We start from the raw sequence: 25,644 nt of genomic DNA on the forward strand, positions 1-25,644 counted from the left end.
CCTTTTTGTGAAAGATTGTTTTACAACCTTCTTATCTATTCAGCAAGCGGAATTTGTAATGCCAGACGTTATTAGTAAAGTGAAAATATATTTTTTTGCGGCTAGCTGTCGGTCTCTCCTTCAGCTATTATTCCCTCTGGTAAATCCTGTCACACCTGTTCTTGCCAGCTGCTTTATCCCATAAGGAGCAACAACATCAACAAAGGCGCTAATCTTCTCACTGGTACCAGTTACCTGAATGACTACTGTTTTTGTGCCCACATCGATGACATTGGCTCTAAATGGATCAATGACTGAGAAAAGCTCTGAACGAACAGCAGCCGGCGCATTTAGCTTAATCAAAGCCAGCTCTCTTTCCAGATGTGGTTCATCAGTGATGTCGGAAACCTTAATCACATCAATCTGCTTGTTCAACTGTTTGGTTATCTGCTCACTTTCATTGAGATCTTCCACTTGCACAATAATCGTTATTCTAGAGATATTGCTTTGCTCTGTAGGTCCTACTGAAATACTGTCGATATTTACCTGACGCCTGGTCAGAACACCACTGAAACGATTCAGGACACCTGAATTATTATGAACTGCAGCTGTTATAATTCGTCTCATCTTAGTCCACTCCCATCATCTGATAATTTGGTTTGCCTGCCGGCACCATTGGCAGTACATGTTCAGTTTGTGATACTGCTACTTCAATCAGTATCGGACCTTTTTCTTTAAATGCTTCGGTCAGATCTGCTTCGACCTTTTGCGGATCAGTAATGCGAACAGCAGAAATTCCATAAGCTTCAGCCAGCTTAACAAAGTCCGGCTGACTGGCAAATACAGACTCCGACCGCCGTTCGTTAAAGAAGCTTTCCTGCCACTGTCGGACCATTCCCAGCGATTGATTATTCAAGAGAACAATCTTAATTGGCAAATCGTAGTCATTTAAAATTGCCAGCTCCTGATTCGTCATTTGAAACCCGCCGTCTCCAACAAACAGGACAACCTCTTTTTCGCGACAGCCCAGCTTGGCGCCAATCGCTGCCGGTATACCATACCCCATCGTTCCCAAACCACCGCTCGTAATGAACTGCTTTTCATTTTTAAATGGATAGAACTGTGCTGTCCACATCTGGTGCTGTCCAACATCTGTTACCACGATTGCTTCACCAGCTGTCAGTTTTCCGATGTACTCAATTACCTTTTGCGGTTTGATTTCTTTCTGTTGTTCTGCGTCATATTTAAATGGATGCAATTTCTTCCTTGACTGATTGATTTTCCGCCAGTCTGACCAGCAGTCTCCGTTTTCACACAGCTCATAAGTCAGCATTTCCTTCAATGTTTCCTTTGCATCGGCAACTATCGGAATCTTGGTTTCAATTATTTTACCGATTTCAGCTGGGTCAATATCAATATGAGCAACTACTGCATTCGGAACAAATTCCTGCGGCGCACTTGCTAGGCGGTCGTCAAACCTCGAACCAATGTTGATCAGCAAATCACAATCTGTCAGTGCCATATTCGCCGCAAAGGAACCATGCATACCACCCATTCCCAAAAACAGCTCATGCTCAGAAGGTACTGCACCCAAACCAAGTAGCGTACTTAATACAGGCAGCTTGTGCTTTTCAACAAACGCGGTTAATTCTTCACTAGCATTCGCTTGAACTACACCCGCTCCCGCTAATACAAGCGGCTTCTTCGCTTCCTTCAGCTCCTCCATCAGCTTTTTAACCTGAAGCTTATTAGGAAAGACTGTCGGCTGATAGCTTGGCAGTGCTAATGCAGGCGGGTGCTCGGCATCTGATTCAATAATTGTCATATCCTTAGGCAAATCAATTACTACTGGTCCTTTTCTTCCTGTAGAAGCAATATGAAAAGCTTCATCAATGATTCTCGGCAGCTCGCTCGTATCTCTTACCTGATAATTATTTTTAGTGATCGGCATCGTAATTCCTACCACGTCAGCTTCCTGAAAGGCGTCTTTACCAATACCATTAGTCGTTACCTGTCCGGTGAATACCACGAGGGGAACCGAATCACTCATTGCATCCGCAATTCCTGTGACTGCATTTGTAGCACCTGGTCCGCTTGTCACCACTACAACTCCCGGCTTGCCAGTTGCCTTTGCATATCCCTCCGCGGCATGTACAGCTCCTTGTTCATGCCGTGTTAATATATGCGGCATCTCTCCATCATACAAGGCATCATAGAGCGGGAGGACTGCGCCTCCCGGATACCCGAAAATCATTTCTACATTCTGACGAAGCAGCGCATCAATCAATATTTTTGAACCGCTCTTTGCATTTGTCATACGCGTTCCTCCTAACTTTTGATTCTATAGCTCCTTTATTTGCTGGCTAAAGCCAATCCTCTTTGATTATTTTCCTACTAACCTGTACAAACCAGTTCTTTTAAAAAAGGATATTATAGTAAAGAAGTACCCATTGCATTTTTGGTCATACCCATTTTTTTAGTCAAGCAAATCATCAGGAATACGCATAATACCGCCTGTATGAGCAGAAGTAACCAAGGCTGTATATCTAGCTAAATACCCAGTTTTAACCTTAGCCTTAAACGGCTGCAGCGTTTCTTTCCGCTGCTGTAGTTCTTCTTCTGGAACTTGAACATTTAATGTTCGATTAGTCAAATCAATTTCAATCGTGTCTCCATCATTAATTAGCGCTATCGGTCCGCCTTCAGCAGCTTCAGGAGAAATATGTCCTACAGCAATTCCCCTAGTAGCACCGGAAAAGCGTCCATCTGTAATCAAAGCAACATCTTTGCCTAAACCTCTACCGACAATACTTGAAGTCGGCGCCAGCATTTCAGGCATGCCCGGTCCGCCCTTTGGTCCTTCATAGCGGATAACCACCACGTGTCCTTTAGTCACCGTATGATTATCAATTGCTTGAACTGCCTCATCATGAGAGTTGAAACAAATCGCTTTTCCTGTAAACACTTGAATAGACGGATCTACACCACCGACTTTAATAACGCTGCCCTTTGGTGCAATATTTCCATATAGAATTGAAAGACCGCCGACAGGGCTGTACGGTGTTTCCTTTGGATGAATGACTTCCTCATTTTTAATTGATGCATCTGCTACATTTTCCCGAAGAGTTTTACCTGATACAGTTATCCTATCAGGATGAATCGCATCGCCTAAATCAACCAGTTCTTTTATGATTGCTGGAACTCCACCAGCTTCGTGTACATCATGCATAGAATAAGCGGATGAAGGAGCAATTTTTGAAAGGTAAGGGACTCGCTTGGCAATTTCATTGATTGATTCTTGATCATATTCAATCTCTGCTTCATTTGCAATTGCCAAGGTGTGAAGAACGGTATTGGTTGAGCCGCCCATTGCCATGTCTAAGGCAAAAGCATCATCAATTGCCTCCTTAGTGATAATATCTCTTGGTTTGATTTGCTGTTTAACTAAATCCATTAAATGAAATGCAGATTTTCGAACCAATTCTTTGCGCTCCTCTGAAACAGCTAAAATTGTGCCATTCCCCGGCAGTGCCATACCTAAAATCTCCATCAGACAATTCATTGAGTTTGCAGTGAACATTCCGGCACAAGAACCACAGGTCGGGCAAGCATTTTGTTCCATAAAGGTAAATTCTTCTTCTGTCATTTGTCCATCTTTATAAGCTCCTACCGCTTCGAACATAGACGATAACGTCGCTGTGTGTCCACGAGGATCAACTCCAGCTTTCATTGGACCGCCGGAACAAAAGATAGCTGGTACATTCGTACGGACACTTGCCATTAACATGCCCGGTGTGATTTTATCGCAGTTTGGAATGTAGAAAACACCATCAAACCAGTGAGCATTAATCACGGTTTCCGCCGCGTCTGCAATTATTTCCCGGCTGGGTAATGAATAGCGCATTCCAATGTGCCCCATCGCTATGCCGTCATCAACCCCGATTGTATTGAACTCAAACGGAATTCCGCCAGCTTCACGAATCGCTTCCTTCGCAATATCCGCCAGCTCGCGCAGATGGACATGTCCAGGAACAATATCGATATAAGAATTACAGATAGCAATAAATGGTTTCTCCATATCTCTGGCACTTTTTACTTGGCCTGTTGCGTATAGCAGACTTCTTGCCGGAGCTGCTTCGATTCCTTTTTTGATCATATCACTTCGCATTTTTATCACTCCAATTCTGGTTTTCGGTCTCTTCAGTCTTGCTTCACCTATTTCTTCTACAAAAAAAGCATCCCATCAAATGGGATGCTTTAGCAAGAATCCCATTCACTAAAGACGAATAGGACTCAAACATCTGCAAAAATCTCAGTGTTCTAAGTCCTCGATAATAAAATAATGACTAATTCAATATTCGCTGTCTTTCTCATAAGTGGATTCTCCTTTATTCGCTGTACATAGGTACATAACATTAAAAATTAATGTGAATCAGAAAAGCTTTTGTTAACTATAAACTTTTAAAATGAGAATGTCAATAGAAAATTCAGAAAATTCGAAAAACATTTTCAATTTTCTTTTCTAACTTTTAGTTATAAAAAGCTATTTGGGAACAGGAGCTGTTTTGCGAAATAAAAAAACACTAGAACAAAATTTGACTTTTGTTCTAGTGTTGACAGTTTAATTATTTCTAAAATAATATAACGGTTTTTTAGTCAGACGTTTCATCTGACGTTTTTTATCTTCAATAATTGATAAAAGCTCATCAGAGAAATTTTCAAGAATGACTCGACCGCCTTTATACGTGTTTCCGCCAATTGAAGCAACCTCATCTGGCGTAAGTATTACCTTTCGATGGGTAATTTTTTTAAAAAACACATCAATCAGGTAAGTTGGCAGATAAAAATTATTCTGTGCTGAAAAAGATTCCAGATAAATAAAATCATCAATACTGATATAACAGTCATCAACTGACAGAAAATGAACAGACCGGTCAATATAGATATCTCTCTTCTGTAAAATCTCATTAATTTTTTTATTCAGAAGATTTAAACTCTCAATCTCCTTCACATAATTTTCCAATTCGCGGTGGCGAATATATCTGCGTTCTTCATATGAAAGCCGAAAAGCCATCGATAAGATCACAATTGCCGCCCCTACGATAACCCCTATAATTCCTACAAAAAAAACAAGCATTGGATTTACCTCTTACGTTAGTTTGTCTGTAAATTAGTATAGCACATTCTGCTTTCTAGAGAAATTAAAAACTACGGCTACACACCTCGGTATATCCTTGCTCTATCCAAGTTCTCAGTAGAAATCAAATTTTCCAGCAATTACCATAGAAAGCAGAACTAACTTATAGTTATGCTTCACGACGTATCAGGATTGTCACACCTTTTTCAAATTGAGCTTCATATTCCTGCAGAATATGAATAATCTTTCGTTCCGTGGAACAGATACCTATCTTCTTATCCGTTTTCTTCACCGCCCGCCAATGAATAATCCAAAAAAGCGGTCCTCCCAGATACCAGGCAAATTGTGAGGTGTTATCCAGACATTGACTATACAAAAACGACAACCGCTCTATGACATCTCCTGTAATCACATAGTCTTCCAACTGCTTTCTCAACAACGGATAAAGCTCTTCAATATCATTTACATCATTCAAATCATACTACTCCTTTTTTCGTGTTCATTTAGCCGCAAATAATTCTTTTACTTTCTACAATATACCTTTTTTAGAGAGGTGGATGGCAATTTCTTCTCTCGTTGCTGGAAAAATAATGCCAGCTAGTCCCTCATACTCATTTCCATAACTGTCCATCAGATAGCCACACTGCTCACATTCTTCCAAAAAATGAATTTTCCCGTTCGGCTGCTTCGCAAGAACATAATACATAGTATATTGATTAATTTTTGGGCAGTCATTGCTTGTAGGAACCGCCGCCAGCTCCCATAACGTACTGCTGATGATCATCGCTAACCCGCCGATTTTATTATATTCACGTTGACTTACTATGTTTTTCTCTGTTTCCAAAGAGAGAGTTGTCTCTGGATTAACATAGACTGCCGGATCAAGCTCGATTAGCATATCCAAGCGCGAGTTTTGCAAAACCTCTTTTCTGAAATATCGATTATTTCTTTTGACAAAAGCCGCTAGTGCTGCGTAATAGGCTTGATGACTGCTCATTATGTTCTCATCAGAAAACAGTGCGTAGTACTGCTGCATAAAACGACTGTCTCGCTTCATGTAATTTTTCATCTGCTGCTCCTTATCCAATGAACCTGTCTACTCTAATCAACTACACCTTTTCTTCTATTAGAAGACGTTTCTTTTGATAATAAATTAAGTCTTCCTGATCCTGCAGCTCCTTAGTCTCTTTAAGAAGCTTTTCTTTTTCCTCCTCCAAATGAAAGAATACAGCTTTTTTCTTTTGCTGAACCTGCCATCGCAATTCCTCGGTCATTTGTTTTTCCTGATCGTTGCCGATAAACTGATCTAAACGGCTGACAAGATGATTCACCCGGTAGAACAGTTCACTATATTTATCCTCAAGCTTGTCCATTTTTCTCTGTGTTTCTATAGCTTCGTCTAATGCTTTTTCGACATTTCGCTCTTCCAGCAGCAGGCCATCCCATTGGTTAATCTTCTTTCTATCCATTTACACGCCCTGCAATTTTCTGGATAATGATTTGCCTTCTCTGCTTGGATACAAATCCAACCTCTTTATCACTCATTAACTTTCCTCCTAAATAGTCTCATAATAAAAATGACAAAATAACCAATTAAAAATTCTTTTCATTACATATAGTTTATCATAATCCTTGGAAATCAACTTATCAGATTTTTTCTCTTTATATAAAATAATTGATATAGCTTCTCCTATTTTTCTGTGTAAAAACAGGTGAATAATTTCAATGCAATTTAATTGACCTTTATTGACCATTAGAGTATACTTTTTTTAGGCATTCCAATCAGGGATATGTTAGAATGTTTTTATGAGCTTTTTATATAGGAGGACATAACTTATGAATTTAATACCAACAGTCATAGAACAATCATCTCGCGGCGAAAGAGCCTATGATATTTACTCACGCTTATTAAAAGACAGAATCATTATGTTGAGCGGACCAATCGACGACAATGTAGCTAACTCCGTTATCGCTCAGCTGTTGTTCCTTGATGCACAGGATTCTGAAAAAGATATTTATCTATACATCAACTCTCCGGGCGGCAGTGTTTCTGCTGGATTAGCAATCTTTGATACAATGAACTTTGTTAAAGCTGATGTACAGACAATCGTATTAGGGATGGCAGCTTCTATGGGCAGCTTCTTGCTGACAGCCGGTCAAAAAGGCAAACGCTTTGCGTTGCCGAATGCTGAAATCATGATTCACCAGCCATTAGGAGGAGCACAAGGTCAGGCAACTGAAATTGAAATTGCTGCTAAACACATTCTCGATACACGTGAACGCTTGAATAAAATCTTAGCTGAACGTACGGGGCAACCAATTGAAGTGATTGAGAAAGATACAGATCGCGATAACTTTATGACTGCACAGCAGGCAAAAGATTATGGGCTGATTGATGAAGTGATGGAAAACAGCAGTTCTCTGAATTAATAATCAGAATCTCAAAAGTCTGAAATCATTAGATTTCAGGCTTTTTTCTTTGAAATTAACTTACAAACAATAGTACACTAATAGTTGAAAGAAAATTAAAGGAAGAAAGGATTATTGATGATGGATATTTCTCAAATCGATGCCTCCAAAGTTACAGAAGAAAATGGTTTAATCATCGGCAGAGACTCGGCTCCAGTGAAAATGATTGAGTTTATGAATGTCCGCTGCCCTTATTGTAGACAGTGGTTTAATGAATATGACGATATGCTTACGACTTATGTGAACAATGGAAAACTGCAGCGGATTATCAAACTGTTCGATAAAGAAAAGGAAAGCCTGCAGCGGGGAAATATGATGCACCGCTTTATCAATTACGACCTTCCGTTAAAAGGTTTGACAGACTTACGGCAAATTTATGCCACGCAGGATAAATGGGGGGATATGTCCCTGACTCATGTTGCGGAATTTGCTCAAAATAATCTGGGACTGCAGGAAATGGATAATCGGGCAGTTTCACAGGCAGTTATTGATGAAGCTGTTGCTGCTAATATCCAGTTTGTGCCAACCATCATTATTGACCAGCATATTTTTGATGAATCAGTTACAAAAGAAGAGTTAATTGCCTATATTGAACACAGAGAGTAACAATCATTTAAAAAATTTGGAGTTAAAAAAATCAACTGAAATAAATATTCGTTTTATGAGGTCTGGGATATAAATAAATTTTCAGCTCTTTAGTTGTGCCTGCTCCGAATAAATATACTAAGATTAGTGGGTAAGGTATTCGATTGAATATCTTACCCACCATTTATTATTCTGTTTTCCATCTATTTAGCTGTGTTTTTTATTCAATTACTCTTTTCAAATCAACCCAAGATTAGTTCATGATAATTCTATTTTTTTAATCGCCTTATTTTTCATCCTTGTTTCTTCTTAGCAGCCTTGCTGCTTCTGCCTCAGAAAAAACCTGCTTATCAATTTTAATAACTGCTGCTTGATTTTCTTTTGGTGGAACAAATCTGAAGATAGTACATTCAGCGATAGTTTTTCCTGGATTTGATATCCGATGAATGCTTTTGTTCATTCGAATCAGTTCACCCGCTGCTACCTGACGACACTGCAATAAGTCATCAATCCATTCTACACACAGACTTCCTTTATTAACTACAATAATTTCTTCAATTTCTTTGTGGGCATGCCAATCCTGAACACAGCCAGCTGGAATAGTATTCGTATGCACTTCAAAGGTATCAAACAAAAAATAGCCGACTGCAGTTCCGTTTTCTTTAGTAACTGACAATGCGTCCATTTGAGTCATTATATCCGGTATTTGTTTTTTCATTCTATCCTTCATCCTTTCTGCGCTTTGGAATTTTACTTGTTGGAGCATTTAATGCTGATTACTCGTCGAATTCTATATATTAACTAGTATACCGACAAACCGCTCTCCTGCCTATTTTAACTAGGAGAAAATCCTAAACTATGTTATTCTTTTTATTAAAGGAGGGGTTATTTTGTCTAAAGCAAGCTATTTTGCTTCATTGCTTCAACAGGGAATTCCCGTTGAAAAATATAAAGAAGCAGGAAATTCCATGCTGCCGATTATTAAATCAAATCAGCCTGTGAGCTTAGAACCAGTAACGATGAATACTGAGTTAGCAGTCAATGATATTGTTTTTTGCAAAGTCAAAGGTAACTACTACACACACTTAATAACAGCTGTTAGAAATCGAAACAATCAACTGGAGTTTCAAATTTCCAACAATCATAATTATGTGAATGGCTGGATAAAAAAACAGAATATTTTCGGCAAAGTTGTTAAAATTTGGTAATCACCAAGTTTTATTTTTTTTCTGAAAAATAAAAAAGCCTCAATTTTTAGAGAACGAATTGAAAGCTGTTTTATATTAGGCATTGCTATTTATTTGTTTATTTTACTGCTGGCGGCTGCTGATAATTGCATTTTTCTCTTGATGAAAACAGTCATGAACTATCTCAATAGAATGACCAACAGTTAACTTTCTAGTCGTTTCAGGAAAAAACATTCATTATTTCTTCAAGTAGCGCAAACCATATAAAGTCTTTTAAAAACAATTTGCTATTAGATAATACAAGCTATTTATCTCTAAACATTTCTTAAAAAAATCACTGATAGTCTAATTTAATGCTTGAATAAGCATTTCTATATATTGTTCTGCCATCCTTTCTGCTGATTCACCAGATAGACCAGTGCTGACAATATGATAGACTAAACCCATCAGTCCAATTAGCATCAGCTCAGCTGAATGCTGATTCGCCGACGTAAAGCAGCCTTCTGTTATCCCCTCATTGATTAATGCCTGCAGTAAATCAATTCCTGCTTCTTCTTCGCCCTCCTCTGGAATAGGATCATTACGGGAGGCCATCATTACGGCTTTAAATTTCTCAGGATATTTTATCATTGTTCGAATAAACGTCCTGTTGCATGCTCTCAATTTTTCAACTGGCGTCTGTTCAGGATACTTTGCTAATAACGTAGTAATCTCTTCCATAACTTCCTGAAAAACCCTAGTTGAGATGCTTGTTAAAATATCATCTTTGTTTTTATAATAATTATAGATTGTGCCAACTGCATAACCGATTCTTTCTGCTATTTTTCGGATTGACAGCTTCTCGATTCCTTCTTCAAGAATAATTACCACAGCCGCATCTACAATTTTTTCCTCTATTGCTATTCGTTCTATTTGTTTTCTTGACTTACTATCCATTCCCATTCACCCTCTATCTATCTATTAAATATCCCATAAAAGAAGTGCAGCATCAGTCCGTAGCTTTTATCTGTATTACTACTGAAAAATTTCTTTTAGCAAGTCAACTCACTCCAGGCAAGTCAAAATAAAAAATTATAGTGAGTCTGTACATAATCGAGCGAAATAAGTCGCTTCGCAAAAAATACTTGATTCCTCTGTATGACTAGTTATTAGCTTTGAACATCGAAGCTTTTTTGAAATCCACATAGTTAGCTCTTTTGGCTACTGTTGGTCTAATCATAATAAAGAAAGAAGATATTTTCAACAGAGTATCTTTACATTTTTCCGATTTATGTTATTATTATAACATAAATATGAACGATGTTCATTTTATGAATATTGTTCAAAAAAAGGAGAGAGCCTTTCTATGAAAACTATGATTATCTACGATTCTAAACATGGAAGTACCTCACATATAGCTAAAATGATTGGTTGCGAACTCCAATTTGATGTTCAGCTTTCTGACATTCAGGAACCTATCAGTCTATCAGATGATTTTAACCAAATTATCTTTTTAGCACCGGCTTATGCCGGTCAGCTGAGAAAACAAGCTGCTGCATTCTTAGCTTCTCATCAAGAAACTTTACTACAAAAAACGCTAATTCTTGTCAATACTGGCTTACAGTTCTCAGAGGAAAAGATTGCGCAGCAGCTTCAAGCTATTTTTCCCGCTGCTCTTCGTGAGCATGCCGAATTGACTGCTTTTGCTGGATCAATTATTTATCCAGATAAACTAAATTTTTTTGAAAAGCTGATTCTAAAAAAAATATTTCATGATCAGCGCTTAGAATTTCCACGCCATGAAACTGATCATTACCTAGATAAATCTGCTCTGGACAGTATCGTACAAGCACTCAATGAACAAGAAGGGAGGACATATAGTACATGAAACAAAAAACGGAAATCTTGCTTGGATTGACAATCTTGTTTGGATTCATTACTACATTAGCCGGTATTTTTTCGTTTGATTTCAGCGACTCCTATGAAGTTCTTAATCAATACGGAGAACCGGTAGAACTATGGGGCTTCGGTATCTATGCCCATGACTCATATTTTAAAGCACCTATTCTCATTGGCTCAGACTGGTCTGTTTTATTATTTTTGCTGCTGCCAATGTCATGGTTCTTGCTGAAATACAAAAAAAGCGGGAGCGAGAAACTACTGCTTTTGCTAACAGGTTTGCTCTCAGCACTACTTTACTATGCTGTTAGTTTGGCAATCGGTGTGGCTTATAATCGACTTCACTTGATTTATATCTTATTTTTCTCTTTATGCTTTTTCAGTTTTATTTCTTGCCTATTTTTATTAGATCATAAATGGCTGAAGCAGCAGCAAGAGCGGAGTCTTAATAGTCGCTTTGTTCATTTTTTTCTGATTCTTTCCGGGTTTTCAATATTTATCGCCTGGCTGCCGGATATTTTATCCGCCTTGATATCAGATTCACCATTAGCGATGCTTGAGATTTATACTACTGAAATTACTTATGTTATCGACTTAGCCATTCTCAGCCCTTTCATTTTTCTAGTACTATATCTAGTGAAAACTGATGATAGTCGTGCGTATACGTTGCTGCCCGTTACAGCATTGATGTGTACGTTTATTGGCATCATGGTTATTTTTCAAACGGTAATGCAGCTGCTGGCTGCCGTTGATGTGCCCCTTCCAGCGCTAGTCACTAAGGTAATTGTCTTTATTCTACTCTCTTTTTATTCATCCAGTATTAGTTTTCGTTATTTTAAACACTTCAAACAAGTATCAGACGCTAGAGATCCTGCAAAACCTTAAAAATATGATTTTATATACCTGATTTTTACATGAAAAAACTGGCCTACTCCAAGTAATCAGAATAAACCAGTTTTTAGACTCTAAAATATATTGTGTTGGTGGAAACTCCAAAAGGAAAATCTACCAACCTTTTTTATGCACTTTTTTCTCTAAGCTTTTCAGCAAACTCATTGATTTTTCTAATACGGTGATTAATTCCAGATTTAGAAATCGCTCCAGAAGGAATCATTTCTCCCAGTTCCTTTAGGCTAACTTCTGGATGCTCTAGACGCAGCTCGGCAATTTCCTGAAGCTTTCCCGGTAAAGCCTGCAAACCGACTGTATTTTCTATATATTGAATATTTTCTATCTGTTTTGAGGCAGCATCAATTGTTTTATTTAAATTAGCTGTTTCACAGTTAACCAATCGATTCACTGAGTTTCTCATATCACGAACAATTCGAACATCTTCAAACTTTAGCATAGAATTGGTTGCTCCGATCAGGGTCAGAAAGTCAGCGATTTTTTCTGCTCCTTTTAGATAGGAAATATAGCCGTTTCTTCGTTCTAAGGTTCGTCCATTTAATCCATAATAGTTCAGCATGTCGCAAATATCGTTATTATGATCTTCATAAATGGAGAATATTTCCAGATGATAGCGGCTGGTTTCCGGATTATTTACCGACCCAGTTGCCATAAAAGCCCCACGTAAATAGGAGCGCATCTTTTGAGCATTTCCGACAATTTCATCGGAAACATGGTCCTGAAAAACCAAGCCGTCCATAATGTCTAAATCCGCTAATACAGATTTGGTATCCTGTTTTAGCCGAACAATGTATACATTGTTTTTCTTCAGCTTCATCTTTCGTCTAACCAGCAGCTCCGAACGAACATCATAATGATCCTTTAATAAGGTATATATTCGTCTGGCAATCGCCGCATTTTCGGTCTGAACATTTAAAACAAACTGTTGATTCAACAGACTCAATGAACCATTCATCCGAATCAGAGCAGCCAGCTCTGCCCGTGCATGTTCTCTGTGAACCTCTAAGGTTGTCAGTTCCTTCTTTACATCTGAGGCAAATGACATTTGAATGTACGCCTCCTTTCTATTTCACTGTTGCTTTTAATACTTTGCGCCAAAGACTATTCGGAATAGTTCTTCAACAACTTTGTCTCCATCATGAAAAACCCCGCCGTTTCTCAATTCTAAAAAGTCTGTTGATATTACACGGCAGCCTTCATTTCTTAAGCCTTGGAAATCGTGGACTACCTGTACTAGATATTCATCATAAATCTCAAAGTCCATGTACCCATCTGGTACAGGTTCAGTATTCACCAAAACAGTATCCACAAATTTCTCTCCTAAATGGTCATGGAGCACACGAATATGATCAGCATCGGTGAAATGCTCTGTTTCCCCCTTTTGCGTCATAATATTACAAATATAGACGACTTCTCCAGTTCGTTTTAAAATAGCATCCCCAATTTCACCAATAACAAGATTCGGCAAAATACTAGTAAATAAGCTTCCTGGGCCCAGCACAATCATATCTGCTTCTTCAATTGCTTTTACAACTTTTCGTGCTGCTGTTGGCTGTTCATCATCGTTCGTATTTGTCACAAATACGTGATCAATCGTTTTACGTGCTAAACCGATCCTTGATTCACCCACAGCTCCAGTACCATCCTTAAATATAGCGTGCAGGGTAAGCGGCCGCTCAGAAGAAGGATAAATATGTCCATCTACATGCATCATTTTCGATAAAAGCTGAATCGCTTCATAGGTACTGCCTCTCATCTCAGAGACAGCGGCTATAATCAGATTGCCTATGGCATGATTAGCAAAATACTCATCATCTTTATTGAAGCGGTATTGGAATATATCTTCATACAGCTGGGGCATATCTGAAAGTGCCACCAGCACATTTCTTAAATCCCCTGGTGGTGTCAGATTCATTGACTTTCTAATCTCTCCACTGCTGCCTCCGTCATCGGCAACAGTTACCACCGCTGTAATTTCTGCCCCCTGATTACGGAGACTTTTCAAAATAACCGGTAGTCCTGTTCCACCGCCGACAACGACTATTTTAGGCTTACGGATTCGATAGGTTTTCATGAGCGATTCACCGTCTCTTTCCGTTTGTCCTTATCACGATGGGTTACATTTACATGATAATTTTTTTCCAGTTCATGAGACATCCGTTCAGTGAGCGCAACAGAACGGTGCTGTCCGCCTGTGCAGCCAATAGCGATAGTCACATTAGATTTTCCTTCTTTTTTATAGCCTGGCAGCACATACTCTACCAAATCAATAAACTTTGTATAGAATTCTTCTGTTTCTGGAAAATTCATTACATACTCATAAACAGCGCTGTCCAGTCCAGTAAGCGGCCGCAGTTCGGGAATGTAATGGGGATTAGGCAGGAAGCGTACATCCATTACAATATCTGCATCAATCGGCAGACCATATTTGAATCCAAAGGAAACCATTTCTACGCGAAACTCGTGGGTATCTCTAGATTTAAATTCCTTACTGATTCGTTCTCGAAGCTGTCTTGGAGAAAGTGCCGTTGTATCAATAACTAGTTGAGCATCTCCTTTAATTTCTTCCAAGATTGCCCGCTCTTTTCTAATCCCTTCAGTGACTAATCCGTCCATAGCTAAAGGATGAGTTCTTCTGGTTTCCTTATAGCGGGAAACAAGCTCTTCATCGGTCGCATCTAAAAACATGACAGTGGTATCAATGACATTGGTATTTTCTATTTCAACAAGCATATTCTGTATTTCTCTAAAAAAGGCACGTGATCTCAGATCCACGACCAAAGCAATTTTCGATACTTTGCCAGATTCTTTAATCAGCTCCCAAAATTTGGGAATCAAACTTGGCGGCATATTATCAATACAGAAATATCCCATATCTTCAAAGCACTGCACCGCTACTGTTTTTCCTGCACCGCTCATTCCTGTAATAATGACTAATTGTAAATTATCGACCATAAAATTCACCGCTCCTCCAACACATTTTACTTATTATAACATTCCGGGCGTGTCAAAGGAAGCCTTAGCTCTAAGCGCAAAAAAAGAAGGCTTGCGCCTCCTTGCCAATTCACTTATCATATTGTGTCAATAATGCTCAAGTAGTTGATGTCCAAAACAGGGTTATCAGATTCTAAAGCCATACGGTCAATCGGATGACATTTGAGCAACTCCACTTGTACTGCATGATCTTCCTTGGAAAGAGCTTTTCCAATAAATGACCAAGATAAGTGATCAGCACTGCATAGATACGTACCACCGACTCTAATGTTTCCTCTATCCATTTGTCTATCCTTCTTTCTTGTGACATCTTTTCTATCTATAGAATAGCATGAAAAAAATTTTATGCTCATTCAATATTCTGATGTTTTTTCCTTTTTTTTGACTTTTTCCTACCTAATCCTTAACAGCAAAAAGAAAAGCAGTTTGTCTTTTACGACAAACTGCTTTTCTTTTCTTTTTGAACGGATTATTTATAGAGAGATAGATATAGACCAATTCATACCAATAATCTGTCTATCTGCTTTGATTTTACTCTATGAGAAATTATAAATCAAGATTTTTCAATCTATTCTTAAAAATTATGAATTTCTTAAAAAAGAAAACACTTTCACAGAAATGGAGTATACCAATTTATAAAACCCGCTTCAAATATTGACCAGTATAGCTTTCCTTAATTTCAGCAATTTCTTCCGGTGTACCGATTCCGACAATCGTTCCGCCGCCGTCGCCACCCTCTGGACCTAAGTCAATAACATGATCGGCTGATTTAATCATATCCAGATTATGTTCAATAACCAGTACAGTATTTCCAGCATCAACCAGTCGGTTCAAAACATCCAGTAAACGGGCGATATCATCCGTATGAAGTCCGGTCGTAGGTTCATCCAAGATATAGAAATTCTTGCCATTCGAAATCTTATGCAGCTCACTGGCAAGCTTCATACGTTGTGCTTCACCACCTGACAATGTGGTAGCTGGCTGTCCTAATGTTACATACCCTAAACCAACGTCCAAAATTGTCTGCAGCTTGCGGTGAATTTTAGGAATAGGCTGGAAAAATTCTACAGCATCTTCAACAGTCATTTCTAAGATATCTGCAATATTTTTTCCTTTGTAATGAACATCCAGCGTTTCAGAGTTATAGCGTTTCCCATGACAAACCTCACAGGGAACATAAACATCCGGCAGAAAATGCATTTCAATCTTAATAATCCCATCACCACGGCAGGCTTCACAGCGCCCGCCCTTCACATTGAAACTAAAACGGCCTTTCTTATATCCGCGAACTTTCGCCTCATTTGTTTTAGCGAATAAATCCCGAATATCATCGAATACACTAGTGTATGTAGCAGGATTACTTCGAGGTGTTCGGCCAATTGGACTTTGATCGATATCAATTACTTTTTCAATCTGTTTATACCCAGTTACACTTTTATGCTTACCAGGTTTATTTGAGTTGCGGTTTAACTTTTGAGCAAGAGCCTTTTTCAATATCTGATTGACCAACGTACTTTTCCCTGATCCAGATACACCGGTAACTGCAACAAACTCCCCTAAAGGAAACTCCACATTGACATTTTTGAGATTGTTTTCTGCTGCTCCAGTGACTTTAATGGACTTGCCGGTGCCCTTCCGCCGTTTTTCCGGCACAGGAATCACAAGCTTGCCCGACAGATATTGTCCTGTCAGTGAATCAGGGTTTGCGGCTACTTCTTCTGGTGTTCCAGCAGCCACAATCTGTCCGCCTTGTTCTCCGGCTCTTGGCCCTACATCAATCAAGTAGTCAGCTTCCCGCATAGTATCTTCGTCATGCTCCACGACAATCAGGGTATTGCCAAGATCCCGCATTTTCTTTAAAGAAGCAATCAAACGATCGTTATCCCGCTGATGAAGACCGATAGAGGGTTCATCCAGAATATATAATACGCCGGATAAATTTGATCCAATCTGGGTAGCTAGGCGAATCCGCTGTGCCTCTCCACCTGACAACGTACCGGAAGCACGGCTCAAGGTTAAGTAATTTAATCCCACATTTTCCAAAAAGGTCAACCGGTCTTTTACTTCTTTCAATATCGGCTTGGCAATCATCTGCTCTTGTTCTGTTAAGCTCAGTTTTTCAAAGAAAGGTACACTGTTTTGAATGGTTAACTCGCTTACTTCACCAATGCTGGTACCATTTATTTTCACAGCTAAAGCTTGTGGATTCAAACGGTAGCCTTTACAGGTTTGACAAGGCAGCTCTGTCATGTATGAACGCATTTGTTCTCTGGTAAATTCGCTGTTGGTTTCATGATAGCGACGTTTAATGTTCTTTAAAATCCCTTCGAAGGCAAGATCCACATCACGCACGCCGCCAAACTCATTTTCATAATGGAAATGGAAAATTTCACCGTTTGAACCATTTAAAATGATATCCTGATGTTCCTTTGGCAGTTCATTAAATGGTGTATCCGCATCAATGCCAAAACCAGCTGCTGCCTGCTCAAGCATTTGAGGATAATATTGTGAGCTAATTGGATTCCAAGGGGCGATGGCCCCTTCCTTCAATGTTTTTGAAGGTTCTGGAATGATTAAATCTTTGTCTACTTCCAAGCGCATACCTAAGCCGTCACAGTCTGGGCAAGCGCCAAATGGTGCATTAAATGAGAAGAGTCTCGGCTCCAGCTCGCCAACGGTAAAGCCGCAGTAAGGACAAGCATAGTGTTCACTGAACAATAGTTCTTCTTCACCATTAATGTCTACTAATACGTATCCCTCTGCTAAGCGAAGAGAAGCTTCAATTGAATCAAACAAACGGGAACGGATGCCTTCTTTAAGAATAATTCGATCTACTACAATCGCAATATCATGCTTCTTATTCTTCTCCAGCTCCGGTACTTCACTCAAATCATAGATTTCTCCATCTACACGAACACGGACATATCCTTCTTTTTGAATAGAATCAAATACTTTTTTATGCTGTCCTTTTTTCTTAACGATGACTGGAGCCATAATCTGCAGTTTTGTACGTTCCGGAAATTCCAGAATTTTATCCGCCATCTGTTCAACAGACTGACTGGTGATTTCGATATTGTCGTTCGGACAAATTGGATGACCAATGCGTGCAAAAAGCAGACGAAGGTAATCATTTATTTCCGTGACCGTTCCTACTGTTGATCGAGGGTTCTTACTGGTTGTTTTCTGATCAATGGAGATGGCTGGACTTAACCCGTCAATACTATCCACATCTGGTTTATCCATCTGACCTAAAAATTGACGAGCGTAGGCCGAAAGGCTCTCCACATAACGTCTTTGCCCTTCTGCATATAATGTATCAAAAGCCAGCGAGCTTTTCCCGGAACCAGACAAGCCGGTCACTACAACCAGCTTATCGCGGGGAATCGTCACATCAACATTCTTTAAGTTATGAGCGCGTGCTCCATGAATCACAATTTTATCGTTAGCCATATTCTACCTCCTAATCTGAAGCCTTCAGCTCCAGAATCGTATCCCGTAATGTTGCAGCTGCTTCAAAATCCAATGCTTTCGCAGCATCTTTCATTTCTTTCTCAAGTTTCATCAACAAATCGTCTTTTTCCTGCTTAGTCAGCTTGTCATAAGATGTGCTTATTGAATAAGTTTCTTCATCTTCAGCGATTTTAGAAATAGAAATCAAGTCACGAATTTCCTTGATAATTGTTTTAGGAACAATTCCGTGTTCTTCATTGTACTTCTCTTGTATTGAACGGCGGCGGGCAGTTTCATCCATCGCCTTCTGCATGGAATCCGTAATTTTATCTGCATACATGATAACTTTTCCCTCAGAGTTCCGGGCTGCCCGTCCAATTGTCTGAACCAGCGAACGTTCACTTCGCAGAAATCCTTCCTTATCCGCATCCAAGATGGCAATTAGAGATACCTCCGGCACGTCTAAGCCTTCTCTTAGAAGATTAATCCCAATTAGAACATCAAACTCACCTAAACGAAGATCACGAATTATTTCCGTACGTTCCAGCGTCTTGATATCACTGTGCAGGTATTTAACCTTTAATCCCAGCTCTTTGAAGTAGTCAGTCAAATCCTCCGACATTTTTTTCGTCAAAGTCGTGACAAAGACCCGCTGATTATTTGCCACCCGCTCATTAATTTCGCCAACTAAATCATCAATTTGTCCCATAATCGGACGAACTTCAATCAATGGATCCAACAGACCCGTTGGACGAATAATTTGTTGAATCACAGTCTCTGTTTGTTCATGTTCATACGGTCCCGGTGTAGCAGAAACATAGACTACCTGATGGACATGCTTCTCAAATTCTTCCAGTTTTAATGGACGGTTGTCCAGCGCGCTCGGCAAACGAAAACCATAGTCCACCAGCATCTGCTTTCTGGCACGGTCCCCATTATACATCCCTCTAACCTGAGGCATGGTTACGTGAGACTCATCAATAACCAGCAGAAAATCGTCTGGAAAAAAGTCGATTAATGTATAAGGCGGCTCGCCTTCTTTTCGTCCATCCATATGTCTGGAATAATTCTCAATTCCAGATGTATAGCCCATCTCTCTCATCATCTCGATATCATAATTCGTCCGTTGTTCCAACCGCTGCGCCTCCAGCAGTTTATTTTCAGAACGCAGAACCTTAAGCCGGCCATCCAGCTCAGCCTGAATTTGAGCAATCGCATGCTCCATATGATCATCATTGGTCACAAAGTGGGTTGCTGGAAATATCGCTACATGTTCTGTATCGCCAAGTACCTCTCCAGTTAAAGCATCTACTTCTCTAATGCGCTCAATTTCATCTCCAAAAAACTCCACCCGTAAGGCATGATCATCTTTGGAGGCTGGGAATATCTCGACAACATCCCCTCGTACTCTAAAGCGTCCCCGCTGAAAGTCTATATCATTTCGTTCAAACTGGATATCAATTAGATTTCTAAGTAAGGTTCCACGGTCTATCTCCATACCAACCCGCAGCGAAACAACTTGATCACTATACTCATCAGGATTTCCCAAACCAAAAATACAGGAAACCGACGCTATCACAATAACATCATTTCGTTCTAGTAGTGCACTGGTAGCCGAGTGACGCAGCTTGTCAATTTCATCATTGATGCTGGCATCTTTTTCAATATATGTATCACTTGAAGGAACGTAAGCCTCCGGCTGATAAAAATCATAGTAGCTGACAAAATATTCAACAGCATTGTTTGGGAAAAACTCTTTAAACTCCCCGTAAAGCTGTCCTGCCAAGGTTTTATTATGAGCAATCACCAGTGTTGGTTTGTTCACTTCTTTAATCACGTTTGAGATTGTAAAAGTTTTACCAGTACCTGTGGCGCCTAGTAAAATTTGGGCCTTTTCTCCGCCTTCAATTCCTTCTACTAATCGTTCAATCGCCTCCGGCTGATCACCATCTGGCTGATACTTAGAGACCAGTTCAAACTGGTTTGTTGTTGTTCTTTCAATCATCTGACTTACTCCCTTCATACAGTTTTTTCTCACTAGAAAAAAGGAAAAGAGTAATTTCTTACTCCCTGAATTATTTTAACATACCGAACATATTTTCGCCACTTGAATAGATCAGATTCTTTTATCGTTTTTTAATAGAAAAAACTCTTTTACATGTCATGATTTCTCACACGAAATGTTACTTTCTAAATATTTTTTTATTTTTCTATGTCAAATTAATTGTTTTTGACCTTAATTTTGCTATATAATTACTGAATATGTAATTATATTAGGAGGACTTTTATGAAGAAGAAGTATTTTTTATTTTCTTTAGTTGCTGTAATTGCCAGCCTGCTTGTTTTCACTGTTGGTAAGCCGGCCTCGGCTGAAGAAAAAACATACGATATCGGAACAGATTTGACTTTTGCGCCGTTTGAGTTTCAGGATTCAAATGATGAATACATCGGTATCGATATTGACTTACTTAATGCGATTGCAGAAGATCAGGGATTTAAAGTTAATTTGAAACCTTTAGGATTTGATTCAGCGATTCAAGCAGTTCAGTCAAACCAGATTGACGGAATGATAGCTGGAATGAGTATTACCGACGAACGAAAAAAATCATTTGATTTTTCGGAGCCTTATTTTGACAGTGGTCTGCAGATGGCTGTTAAGCAAGGAAATGATACAATCAGTTCGTATAAGGATTTAAAAGGGAAAACAGTTGCTGCTAAAGTTGGAACAGAGAGTGCTGCTTTCCTCGAAGAAAATCAAAAGAAATATGATTATACAATTAAGAACTTCGATGATGCAACAGGTCTTTATCAAGCTCTCCAAAATGGTGAAGCAGATGCTATCTTTGATGATTATCCAGTTTTAGGATACGCGATCACTAACGGACAGAAGCTGCAGCTAGTCGGAGAAAAAGAGACAGGCAGCTCCTATGGTTTTGCAGTGAAAAAAGGACAAAATCCAGAACTGATTAAACAGTTCAACGCAGGTTTAAAAAAGCTAAAGGAAGATGGAACCTATGACAAAATAGTTTCTACTTATATCTCTTCCGGTGCCAAAGACGACGGAAAAGAAATGCAGCAGATTGAGCCAAAGAAAGAGGTTTATTCAATTGCTAGCGATTCAACCTTTGCACCATTTGAGTTTCAAAATTCTGATGGTGAATACGAAGGAATCGACGTTGATTTAATGAAACGCGTTGCTGAGCTGCAAGGCTTCAACATTGAATTTAAATTTATTGGTTTCAGTTCAGCTGTTCAAGCCGTAGAATCTGGTCAGGCAGATGGAATGATTGCTGGAATGACTATTACACAGGAACGAGAAAAAGCTTTCGATTTCTCAACACCTTACTTTGACAGCGGCATCCAAATTGCTGTTAAAGAAAATAACGATTCCATTACTTCTTATGAGGATTTAAAAGGGAAGACAGTAGGAGCGAAAATTGGAACGGAAAGCGCTGATTTCCTTGAAGCGAACAAAGAAAACTATGGGTATTCCATCACGTATCTTGATACTACTGATGCGTTGTATAGTGCATTAGAAATTTCAGAAATCGATGCCATGATGGACGATTACCCTGTTATCGGCTACGGTATTGCTCAGGGACAGCCTTTAGCTACACCGATTCCCCGGGAAGAAGGCGGCTCTTATGGTTTTGCAGTGAAAAAAGGCAACAATCCGGAATTAGTTGAGATGTTCAACGAAGGGCTCGCAGAGCTGAAACGAACTGGTGAATACGACGAGATTCTCAGCAAGTACATTCAAGACGGCAGTAAAAAAGAAACTGCTGATGAGTCTACATTTGCCGGAATGATTAAAAACAACTGGAAACGACTGTTAAGCGGTCTCTGGATGACCATTCAGCTAACATTGATTTCTTTTGTTCTCGCTCTAATTATTGGTGTTATCTTTGGTCTGTTCAGTGTATCTCCGGTTAAGGCCCTGCGCATAGTCGCAACCATTTATGTCGATCTTATTCGAGGGATTCCGTTGATGGTAGTTGCTTTCTTCATCTACTTTGGTTTACCAGGGGTTCTAGGCTTCAACATCCCCGTGTTTATTGCAGGGATTATTACATTAACGTTAAATGCTAGTGCCTACATCTCCGAAATTGTCCGCGGCGGTATTAATGCCGTTCCGGTTGGTCAAATGGAAGCCTCCCGAAGCTTAGGGCTTTCTTACAATAAAACAATGAGAAAAATCGTTTTGCCGCAGGCTATCCGCATCATGATTCCTTCTTTCATTAATCAGTTTGTTATTTCTTTGAAAGATACAACTATTCTTTCTGCAATTGGTCTGATTGAACTGCTGCAGACTGGTAAAATCATCGTTGCCCGTAACCTGCAAAGTACAATGGTGTATCTGATTGTTGCAGTAATGTATTTGATTCTAATCACTTCATTAACTAAGCTGGCTAAAGTACTTGAAAAGAAGGTGAACTAAATGACAGAAAAAATTCTAGTCGAAAAATTAGTAAAAAAATATGGTGATAACACCGTTTTAAAAGACATTAACGTATCAATTAATGAAGGTGATGTTGTTTGTGTTATTGGTCCTTCTGGTTCTGGAAAAAGTACCTTTCTACGTTGTCTGAACCAGTTGGAAGAGGCAACCAGCGGGGATATCATTATTGATGGTGCGAATCTGACTGATAAAAATACAGATATCAATAAGGTGCGTCAGCACATCGGGATGGTGTTCCAACATTTTAACCTTTTTCCTCATCTCTCTGTTTTGGAAAACATTACACTTGCACCAGTTGATTTAGGCCGTATGTCTCCAAGCGAGGCAAAAGAAAAAGCTGTTAAGCTGCTGGATACAGTTGGACTGGCAGATAAAAAAGATAGCTATCCGAAATCTTTGTCTGGTGGTCAAAAGCAGCGTGTGGCTATTGCCCGTGCGCTTGCAATGAATCCTGACATTATGCTTTTCGATGAGCCTACCTCAGCACTTGACCCTGAAATGGTTGGGGATGTATTGAATGTTATGAAAAAGCTGGCAAAACAAGGTATGACAATGGTGATTGTTACACATGAGATGGGCTTTGCCAAAGAGGTGGCAAACCGCGTAATGTTCATCGACGGCGGGAACTTCCTTGAAGATGGTACGCCACAGCAAATCTTTGAGTCTCCTCAGCATGAACGGACTCAGGACTTCCTGAATAAGGTATTGAATATTTGATAAAAAGTTTTCAACATCAACTAGTGTTGGCAGGATTAAAAGCTAATTAAAATCGTGGAGCTTGGAACAAAAAGCAGGAAATATCTGGTTTTGTTTCAAGTTCTTTTATTTGAAAAAATCAAGACATTCCTCAGTTCCCAATCGCTTCTGATTTTTATTCCAGCTTCCGACTACTTTCAGCCACCGAATATTCTCTTAGTTCATTTCTATTGGTTTGTTTCCTCTAAGTTTTCTCTGAACTGTTACAGTGTCTCACTTGAAATTTCTTTTTTCCTGCCGTACATTTAATTTAAGCGGGTCTTAAATCTATAAACTGCTAAAGTATTTTACAGCTCTTTTGTGAAACTCAGCATCATAAAAGAAGTCAAAGCAGCTGCTGTTTTTTTACTCTATAAATTATCCTATTTTGATTCGAGGCGAGTATCTCTTAATGACAAAAATTATTCAGTTTTTCAAAACAGACCTTTTATTTACGATTTCTTTCCTAGCCGCTTTACTTAGCTTAGGCTTTGGTCTACCAGGAAAGGAAACTATTGATTATAAAATGCTTAGCTGCTTATTTGCGTTAATGCTGCTAATCAAGAATATTGAAAATCTTGGAGTTTTAAATTTTTTAGCTGAAAAAATTATTCACTTTTCCAAAGACACGCGCAGCTTAATCATTAGCATCACATTGCTCTCGTTCTTCAGCTCAATGCTTTTAACAAACGATGTAGCTATCCTTACTCTAATGCCGATTTACTTAAAAATTACTAAAAAGCTAAAGGTTTTAAAAGATCCGCTTACTGGAGCAGTCTTACTGATTATTGCAGCTAATCTGGGCAGCAGCTTCTTTCCATTTGGGAATCCCCAAAATTTATATCTGATGTCTCATTTTTCCTTATCTGCTAGTGATTTTTTTCAATGGTCTTTTATCCTGCTGGTTGCTTCTTTAGGCTTTCTTTGTCTTTCTTTTCTATTTATTGAGAAAAAGAAACTTACTGAGAAAACTGTCAAGCTTAAGTCGCTTAATCAAAAACATATACTATTACTTTCTCTAACTGGTCTTTTGATTTTGTCTGCAGTTTTTAATTTATCTCCTTATGAGGTTAGTATCCCCTTGGCAGTTACTATTTTGCTTTTTTACTCTCCTCAATCTGGGAAACAGGTTGACTATCGTTTATTGGCAACCTTTCTCTTCTTTTTCATTGCAGTAGGAGGTTTTTCTCAAATTCCAGGTGCTGCCGCTGTTATTAAAGAGCAGTTTAAAAGCAGTTATCGAACTTTTTTAGGAAGCATTGCTCTTAGTCAAATCATCAGTAATGTACCCGCAGTTATTCTGATTGCTCCTTTTACCAGCCATATTAAGGCCTTATTCTTTGGTGTAAATATTGGAGGTCTCGGAACATTAATTGCTTCTCTGGCAAATTTAATTGGTTTTAAAATCTACAGGGTTTATTACCCTGGTAAAGACAAACAATTCTTAACTAAATTCTCTCTGCTTAATCTATTATTTCTGGCAGGAATGATTGTTGTATTTTTATTTTTCTTAAACTAAAAAGGGAGTGGGACAATAGTCAGAAGAAAATCTGATTATTGTCCTACTTTTTTAATTTTAGGGTACACAAAAAGCACGCAACCGTGTAAGATTAAAGTGACTAAACCAAATCAAAAGGAGCGTGCTTTTATGTTTAAAGATTATACCATTAATCAAACGATTTTACCATTAGAGTTGGAACAGTTTATTCCTGAAACGGATGTCGCTTTTGCGGTTAATGCCTTAGTCGAAGCCATGCCGCAAACACTCTTTAATAAATTAGAAGAACAATTAGGCCGACCGGCCTACCACCCGAAGATGCTATTAAAAATTATTCTGTATGCGTATACTCAGCGTGTCTTTT

At 39.0% G+C, this 25,644-nt stretch carries 24 protein-coding genes; 9 read left to right on the forward strand and 15 right to left on the reverse strand.

Translation table 11 applies throughout. The features are described from left to right. Positions 1-120: 120 nt before the first annotated feature. The 7 genes from ilvN to ACYSNQ_RS16145 all read right to left on the reverse strand — a co-directional run bounded on the left by ilvN (position 121) and on the right by ACYSNQ_RS16145 (position 6,585). A complete protein-coding gene (gene ilvN, locus ACYSNQ_RS16115; protein WP_426084613.1) occupies positions 121-606 on the reverse strand; it encodes an acetolactate synthase small subunit in 486 nt (161 codons plus the stop codon). A gap of 1 nt (position 607) precedes the next feature. Beyond that, a complete protein-coding gene (ilvB, locus tag ACYSNQ_RS16120; RefSeq protein ID WP_426084614.1) occupies positions 608-2,296 on the reverse strand; it encodes a biosynthetic-type acetolactate synthase large subunit in 1,689 nt (562 codons plus the stop codon). 159 nt (positions 2,297-2,455) lie between these two features. Then, entirely contained in the window at positions 2,456-4,147 is a 1,692-nt protein-coding gene (gene ilvD / locus ACYSNQ_RS16125) for a dihydroxy-acid dehydratase (RefSeq protein WP_426084615.1), read from the reverse strand. A gap of 453 nt (positions 4,148-4,600) precedes the next feature. Then, entirely contained in the window at positions 4,601-5,116 is a 516-nt protein-coding gene (locus ACYSNQ_RS16130) for a hypothetical protein (RefSeq protein WP_426084616.1), read from the reverse strand. Positions 5,117-5,285: 169 nt separating this feature from the next. Beyond that, positions 5,286-5,591 carry a hypothetical protein gene (locus ACYSNQ_RS16135; RefSeq protein WP_426084617.1) on the reverse strand — a complete coding sequence of 102 codons (306 nt, stop codon included), beginning with the start codon at positions 5,589-5,591 and terminating at the stop codon, positions 5,286-5,288. A gap of 54 nt (positions 5,592-5,645) precedes the next feature. Beyond that, positions 5,646-6,185, reverse strand: a complete 540-nt coding sequence (locus ACYSNQ_RS16140) for a hypothetical protein (protein ID WP_426084618.1) — start codon at positions 6,183-6,185, stop codon at positions 5,646-5,648. Between the two features lie 40 nt (positions 6,186-6,225). Further along, positions 6,226-6,585, reverse strand: a complete 360-nt coding sequence (locus tag ACYSNQ_RS16145; RefSeq protein WP_426084619.1) for a DUF3958 family protein — start codon at positions 6,583-6,585, stop codon at positions 6,226-6,228. Between the two features lie 367 nt (positions 6,586-6,952). On the opposite strand from ACYSNQ_RS16145, the gene clpP reads away from it, so the two are divergent. Both clpP and ACYSNQ_RS16155 read left to right on the forward strand, forming a co-directional pair. Then, positions 6,953-7,546, forward strand: coding sequence for an ATP-dependent Clp endopeptidase proteolytic subunit ClpP (clpP, locus tag ACYSNQ_RS16150; RefSeq protein WP_209558463.1), 594 nt, complete (start codon positions 6,953-6,955; stop codon positions 7,544-7,546). Between the two features lie 120 nt (positions 7,547-7,666). Continuing rightward, the gene (locus ACYSNQ_RS16155; protein ID WP_426084634.1) at positions 7,667-8,191 is read left to right on the forward strand and encodes a DsbA family protein; all 525 of its coding nucleotides are present in this window, start codon (positions 7,667-7,669) and stop codon (positions 8,189-8,191) included. A gap of 265 nt (positions 8,192-8,456) precedes the next feature. Here the strand turns inward: ACYSNQ_RS16155 and ACYSNQ_RS16160 are convergent, their stop codons facing one another. After that, positions 8,457-8,888, reverse strand: a complete 432-nt coding sequence (locus ACYSNQ_RS16160) for a cupin domain-containing protein (protein WP_426084620.1) — start codon at positions 8,886-8,888, stop codon at positions 8,457-8,459. Between the two features lie 172 nt (positions 8,889-9,060). Here ACYSNQ_RS16160 and ACYSNQ_RS16165 point away from each other — a divergent pair, with 172 nt between their 5' ends. Continuing rightward, positions 9,061-9,378 carry a hypothetical protein gene (locus tag ACYSNQ_RS16165; protein WP_426084621.1) on the forward strand — a complete coding sequence of 106 codons (318 nt, stop codon included), beginning with the start codon at positions 9,061-9,063 and terminating at the stop codon, positions 9,376-9,378. Positions 9,379-9,702: 324 nt separating this feature from the next. On the opposite strand, the gene ACYSNQ_RS16170 is transcribed toward ACYSNQ_RS16165, so the two are convergent. Then, positions 9,703-10,293 (reverse strand): TetR/AcrR family transcriptional regulator, encoded by a 591-nt coding sequence (locus ACYSNQ_RS16170; RefSeq protein ID WP_426084622.1) that lies wholly within the window; start codon positions 10,291-10,293, stop codon positions 9,703-9,705. 409 nt (positions 10,294-10,702) lie between these two features. Here ACYSNQ_RS16170 and ACYSNQ_RS16175 point away from each other — a divergent pair, with 409 nt between their 5' ends. Both ACYSNQ_RS16175 and ACYSNQ_RS16180 read left to right on the forward strand, forming a co-directional pair. Next, on the forward strand, positions 10,703-11,224 hold the full coding sequence (locus tag ACYSNQ_RS16175) for a flavodoxin domain-containing protein (protein WP_426084623.1): 522 nt from the start codon (positions 10,703-10,705) through the stop codon (positions 11,222-11,224). Beyond that, positions 11,221-12,120: a hypothetical protein gene (locus ACYSNQ_RS16180; protein WP_426084624.1), complete on the forward strand. Its 900-nt coding sequence runs from the start codon at positions 11,221-11,223 to the stop codon at positions 12,118-12,120. Before ACYSNQ_RS16175 ends, ACYSNQ_RS16180 begins: the two co-directional genes overlap by 4 nt. A gap of 133 nt (positions 12,121-12,253) precedes the next feature. On the opposite strand, the gene whiA is transcribed toward ACYSNQ_RS16180, so the two are convergent. From whiA to uvrB, 6 genes are all read right to left on the reverse strand, one after another. After that, positions 12,254-13,189 carry a DNA-binding protein WhiA gene (gene whiA / locus ACYSNQ_RS16185; protein WP_426084625.1) on the reverse strand — a complete coding sequence of 312 codons (936 nt, stop codon included), beginning with the start codon at positions 13,187-13,189 and terminating at the stop codon, positions 12,254-12,256. A 36-nt stretch (positions 13,190-13,225) separates the two neighbouring features. Next, the gene (locus tag ACYSNQ_RS16190; protein WP_426084626.1) at positions 13,226-14,218 is read right to left on the reverse strand and encodes a gluconeogenesis factor YvcK family protein; all 993 of its coding nucleotides are present in this window, start codon (positions 14,216-14,218) and stop codon (positions 13,226-13,228) included. After that, positions 14,215-15,099, reverse strand: a complete 885-nt coding sequence (gene rapZ / locus ACYSNQ_RS16195) for an RNase adapter RapZ (RefSeq protein WP_426084627.1) — start codon at positions 15,097-15,099, stop codon at positions 14,215-14,217. Before rapZ ends, ACYSNQ_RS16190 begins: the two co-directional genes overlap by 4 nt. A 116-nt stretch (positions 15,100-15,215) precedes the next feature. Continuing rightward, positions 15,216-15,422: a hypothetical protein gene (locus tag ACYSNQ_RS16200; RefSeq protein ID WP_426084628.1), complete on the reverse strand. Its 207-nt coding sequence runs from the start codon at positions 15,420-15,422 to the stop codon at positions 15,216-15,218. A 349-nt stretch (positions 15,423-15,771) separates the two neighbouring features. After that, entirely contained in the window at positions 15,772-18,588 is a 2,817-nt protein-coding gene (uvrA, locus tag ACYSNQ_RS16205; protein WP_426084629.1) for an excinuclease ABC subunit UvrA, read from the reverse strand. Positions 18,589-18,598: 10 nt separating this feature from the next. After that, on the reverse strand, positions 18,599-20,593 hold the full coding sequence (uvrB, locus tag ACYSNQ_RS16210) for an excinuclease ABC subunit UvrB (RefSeq protein WP_426084630.1): 1,995 nt from the start codon (positions 20,591-20,593) through the stop codon (positions 18,599-18,601). A gap of 282 nt (positions 20,594-20,875) precedes the next feature. On the opposite strand from uvrB, the gene ACYSNQ_RS16215 reads away from it, so the two are divergent. The 4 genes from ACYSNQ_RS16215 to ACYSNQ_RS16230 all read left to right on the forward strand — a co-directional run. Further along, complete coding sequence (locus tag ACYSNQ_RS16215; protein ID WP_426084631.1) at positions 20,876-23,026, forward strand: amino acid ABC transporter substrate-binding protein/permease; 2,151 nt, start codon at positions 20,876-20,878, stop codon at positions 23,024-23,026. Beyond that, positions 23,027-23,764: an amino acid ABC transporter ATP-binding protein gene (locus ACYSNQ_RS16220; RefSeq protein WP_426084632.1), complete on the forward strand. Its 738-nt coding sequence runs from the start codon at positions 23,027-23,029 to the stop codon at positions 23,762-23,764. Positions 23,765-24,194: 430 nt separating this feature from the next. Continuing rightward, positions 24,195-25,301, forward strand: a complete 1,107-nt coding sequence (locus ACYSNQ_RS16225) for an SLC13 family permease (RefSeq protein WP_426084633.1) — start codon at positions 24,195-24,197, stop codon at positions 25,299-25,301. Positions 25,302-25,430: 129 nt separating this feature from the next. After that, positions 25,431-25,644, forward strand: a 214-nt coding sequence (locus ACYSNQ_RS16230; RefSeq protein ID WP_461731384.1) for a transposase, incomplete at its 3' end; no start/stop codon positions are given.

This window comes from Enterococcus sp. LJL51, assembly GCF_054871795.1.

Bases quoted from the DNA above. Each gene is read 5' to 3' on its own strand.
- ilvN (WP_426084613.1), bottom strand. From the start codon at position 606: ATGAGACGAATTATAACAGCTGCAGTTCATAATAATTCAGGTGTCCTG.
- ilvB (WP_426084614.1), bottom strand. From the start codon at position 2,296: ATGACAAATGCAAAGAGCGGTTCAAAAATATTGATTGATGCGCTGCTT.
- ilvD (WP_426084615.1), bottom strand. From the start codon at position 4,147: ATGCGAAGTGATATGATCAAAAAAGGAATCGAAGCAGCTCCGGCAAGA.
- ACYSNQ_RS16130 (WP_426084616.1), bottom strand. From the start codon at position 5,116: ATGCTTGTTTTTTTTGTAGGAATTATAGGGGTTATCGTAGGGGCGGCA.
- ACYSNQ_RS16140 (WP_426084618.1), bottom strand. From the start codon at position 6,185: ATGAAAAATTACATGAAGCGAGACAGTCGTTTTATGCAGCAGTACTAC.
- ACYSNQ_RS16145 (WP_426084619.1), bottom strand. From the start codon at position 6,585: ATGGATAGAAAGAAGATTAACCAATGGGATGGCCTGCTGCTGGAAGAG.
- clpP (WP_209558463.1), top strand. From the start codon at position 6,953: ATGAATTTAATACCAACAGTCATAGAACAATCATCTCGCGGCGAAAGA.
- ACYSNQ_RS16155 (WP_426084634.1), top strand. From the start codon at position 7,667: ATGGATATTTCTCAAATCGATGCCTCCAAAGTTACAGAAGAAAATGGT.
- ACYSNQ_RS16160 (WP_426084620.1), bottom strand. From the start codon at position 8,888: ATGAAAAAACAAATACCGGATATAATGACTCAAATGGACGCATTGTCA.
- ACYSNQ_RS16170 (WP_426084622.1), bottom strand. From the start codon at position 10,293: ATGGATAGTAAGTCAAGAAAACAAATAGAACGAATAGCAATAGAGGAA.
- ACYSNQ_RS16175 (WP_426084623.1), top strand. From the start codon at position 10,703: ATGAAAACTATGATTATCTACGATTCTAAACATGGAAGTACCTCACAT.
- ACYSNQ_RS16180 (WP_426084624.1), top strand. From the start codon at position 11,221: ATGAAACAAAAAACGGAAATCTTGCTTGGATTGACAATCTTGTTTGGA.
- whiA (WP_426084625.1), bottom strand. From the start codon at position 13,189: ATGTCATTTGCCTCAGATGTAAAGAAGGAACTGACAACCTTAGAGGTT.
- ACYSNQ_RS16190 (WP_426084626.1), bottom strand. From the start codon at position 14,218: ATGAAAACCTATCGAATCCGTAAGCCTAAAATAGTCGTTGTCGGCGGT.
- rapZ (WP_426084627.1), bottom strand. From the start codon at position 15,099: ATGGTCGATAATTTACAATTAGTCATTATTACAGGAATGAGCGGTGCA.
- ACYSNQ_RS16200 (WP_426084628.1), bottom strand. From the start codon at position 15,422: ATGGATAGAGGAAACATTAGAGTCGGTGGTACGTATCTATGCAGTGCT.
- uvrA (WP_426084629.1), bottom strand. From the start codon at position 18,588: ATGGCTAACGATAAAATTGTGATTCATGGAGCACGCGCTCATAACTTA.
- uvrB (WP_426084630.1), bottom strand. From the start codon at position 20,593: ATGATTGAAAGAACAACAACAAACCAGTTTGAACTGGTCTCTAAGTAT.
- ACYSNQ_RS16215 (WP_426084631.1), top strand. From the start codon at position 20,876: ATGAAGAAGAAGTATTTTTTATTTTCTTTAGTTGCTGTAATTGCCAGC.
- ACYSNQ_RS16220 (WP_426084632.1), top strand. From the start codon at position 23,027: ATGACAGAAAAAATTCTAGTCGAAAAATTAGTAAAAAAATATGGTGAT.
- ACYSNQ_RS16225 (WP_426084633.1), top strand. From the start codon at position 24,195: ATGACAAAAATTATTCAGTTTTTCAAAACAGACCTTTTATTTACGATT.